The organism is Candidatus Cloacimonadota bacterium, from assembly GCA_011372345.1.
Classification (GTDB): Bacteria; Cloacimonadota; Cloacimonadia; order Cloacimonadales; family TCS61; genus DRTC01.
Genome location: DRTC01000239.1, coordinates 1 through 2,988, shown reverse-complemented (window position 1 = coordinate 2,988; position 2,988 = coordinate 1). Strand labels below are relative to the sequence as shown.

Sequence of the window (2,988 nt, the reverse complement as noted above, 5' to 3'; positions counted from 1 at the left end):
GAGAATATTTATAATACTTATTTGAGTGCATATATTATGCCGTTCCTTCTTTCTGATTTTGATCTTATAGAGCATAAATTGCTTGATATAAAAGTTTTGAATACCATAGATTTTAAAAATATGGTTGCCGGTTATCGCAATATTCTGCATCAGCATATTATCAATAATAAATTTATTTTTCAGGTAAATAATGAATTATTGGAAAAGTTGGAGAAATATCGATGATCGAATATTTTTCATCGATAAAAAACATAAAACCATCGATGCTGGAAGGTTTTTTCGCTGGCTGGTCAAATCCTCCTTCAAGAGAGAAACATTTAAAAATTCTAAAGAACAGTTTTACTGCTGAAATTGCTTTTGATACAAAAAACGACAAAGTTGTCGGTTTTGTAAATGCACTTTCAGATGGAATTCTTTATGCCTTTATTCCCTTATTGGAAGTTCTTCCCGAATATCAGGGCAAAGGTATCGGTAAAGAATTGATCAAAAGAATCGAGAAAAGGCTCAAACGATTTTATGCTTTGGATATTGTCTGTGATGATAAGATGGCAGTTTTTTATCATAAATTGGGATACTTTAAACTTAATGGAATGGTGAAAAGGAATTATAAATAATTTACGATTATTCAATAATAATTTTAAAAGGCGTCGATATGACGCCTTTTTTTATTTATTTCTGCTTTGATACAAATTCTCTTCCAGCCTTTATCGCATCCAGATTAGAGTTTACTACTTTCTCACCTTTCCTTCCAAAAATGAATTTCACACCTTGTTCGAGCCTTTCATGAGGAATATCTAAAAATAACGAACCTGCTCCCAGCATCACCATATTCATCGATCTTGAAGAACCAATATCTTTCGCTATTTTATCTGCATCAAGAGCAATATGTTTGGGAAGAGCTTTTATTTCATCCATTAATTCATCATAATCGGGATAATTCGGAATGTTCAAATAAGGTTTTGTATTTGTTATCAACCATCCGTTTTCCGATAAATAAGGTAAATAACGCAAAGATTCCATCGGCTCGACAGAAAGAATAATATCTGCTCCCCCATTTGGAATAAGATCGGAATATATCGGTTTATCGGAAATGCGTAGATGAGATTGCACATCTCCCCCACGCTGACTCATTCCATGAACTTCTGCCTGTTTCAGATGCAATCCGCTTTTAATTGCAGCAGAACCGATAATTGCTGCTATCGACAAAATTCCTTGTCCACCAACTCCTGCGAGAATTATATCTTTTTTCATCATAATCTCCTATTTCTTTTTCTTCTTTGCATAAACATGAATGCAAGGTCTTCTCGGAATGACGACAGAAACTCCATTATACGCAATTTCTTCTTTGAACACTTTCACATTTTCTTCGTGTTGCTTGGAAAGTGGATTAATTACACGGATATGTTCTTTTTCAACGCCAACACCTATACAGATTTCTTCGATCCTGCCATTGGCTTGGGAATCCTGCATTCCGGTCATTGCCGTAATGTCATTGTCCATAATAACTACAACAATATTGGATTGGGAAATCACTGCATCCAGAAGAGGAGTCATCCCGGAATGACCGAAAGTCGAATCACCAATAGCAGCAATCGATGGGAAAAATCCGGCATCAGCAGCTCCAACTGCCATAGAAATAGAAGCTCCCATATCGACGCAAGTATCGATTGCCTGATAAGGAGGAAGATATCCGAGAGTATAACAACCAATATCGGAAAAGACATGACCTTTTCCATATTCCTTTAGAGCATCGTTGAGTGCTTTGTAAGTATCGATATGCGGACATCCGACACAAAGAGCAGGAGGTCTTCCGGCAACGACTTTCGGTATATTTCTACTTGGAAGTTCCGGCAGTCCCAGAGCTTCTCTCACTCTTTTTGGATTCAGCTCTCCATCTCGATCCATAGTTCCGTCCAGCCGACCATGAATTTTCGTATTTCCCAGAAAACCATTAAGCGATTCTTCGACGATCGGCATCCCTTCTTCAAAAATAAACACTTCCTCACATTCATCCATAATTCTTTGAACCTTGCTTCTCGGTAACGGATATTGCCCAATTTTTAATATTGGATGGGGACAATTCTCGTCTAAAAAATTCTCCATTAAATAATTATAAGCCAATCCACAAGCGATAATTCCTCTGGATCTATCTTTCCCATCAAAATATTTATTGTAGGGAGATTTTTCTGACTCTTGTTCCAGATCATTTTGAATCAAAAGCAAATGTTTGTATTTTTTTCGAGCAAAAGCAGGTAAAAGCATAAATTGATCTTTATTTTCCGGCATGTGATTTTCGTTTTCTTTTAAGACATCATTTCTTTCTACTCCAGCTCTTGAATGAGCAAGTCTGGTCGTTATTCTCATCAAAACGGGAAGATGATATTTCTCTGAAATCTCATAAGCCAATTTCGGCATATCATACGCTTCCTGTTGATCGCCCGGTTCAAGAACAGGCATCAACGCAAATTTTGCATAAAACCTGGAATCCTGCTCATTTTGTGACGAATGCATGGACGGATCATCCGCAACAGCCACGATAATACCACCATTTGCTCCGGTTAAAGCAGAATTCATATAAGCATCCGCTGCGACATTCAAACCGACATGCTTCATCGTCACGATCGCTCTTTTTCCGGCATAAGACATGCCGAGAGCTTCTTCCATTGCAGTTTTCTCATTTGCAGACCAGGTCCGATGCACATTTCTTTCTATCGCTTCCGGATTTCGCTGGATATACTCAACAATTTCCGTTGAGGGAGTTCCGGGATAACCATAAGCTCCTGATAATCCGGCATCAAGAGCACCTTGCCCGATTGCTTCATCACCCAAAAGAAGTAATTTCTTCATAGTTTGCTCCTTAAATTAATTTTGGTTCTGTAACACAGAACCTATTATTATGACACTTAACTTATTATTTTCTATACCATTAAAGCACTTTTGGGAAATCTCCCCTAAAAACAAGACCGGTTTGATCTGTTTCTGGGATAT

At 37.6% G+C, this 2,988-nt stretch carries 3 protein-coding genes; 1 reads left to right on the top strand and 2 read right to left on the bottom strand.

Annotation, left to right across the window (positions count from 1 at the left end):
- Positions 1-221 precede the first annotated feature (221 nt).
- On the top strand, positions 222-614 hold the full coding sequence (locus tag ENL20_04605) for an N-acetyltransferase (protein ID HHE37836.1): 393 nt from the start codon (positions 222-224) through the stop codon (positions 612-614).
- A 55-nt stretch (positions 615-669) separates the two neighbouring features.
- Here the strand turns inward: ENL20_04605 and ENL20_04600 are convergent, their stop codons facing one another.
- Together ENL20_04600 and ENL20_04595 are read right to left on the bottom strand one after the other, a co-directional pair.
- Positions 670-1,251, bottom strand: a complete 582-nt coding sequence (locus ENL20_04600) for an indolepyruvate oxidoreductase subunit beta (GenBank protein ID HHE37835.1) — start codon at positions 1,249-1,251, stop codon at positions 670-672.
- Between the two features lie 9 nt (positions 1,252-1,260).
- Positions 1,261-2,847 carry an indolepyruvate ferredoxin oxidoreductase gene (locus tag ENL20_04595; GenBank protein ID HHE37834.1) on the bottom strand — a complete coding sequence of 529 codons (1,587 nt, stop codon included), beginning with the start codon at positions 2,845-2,847 and terminating at the stop codon, positions 1,261-1,263.
- Positions 2,848-2,988: the final 141 nt, after the last annotated feature.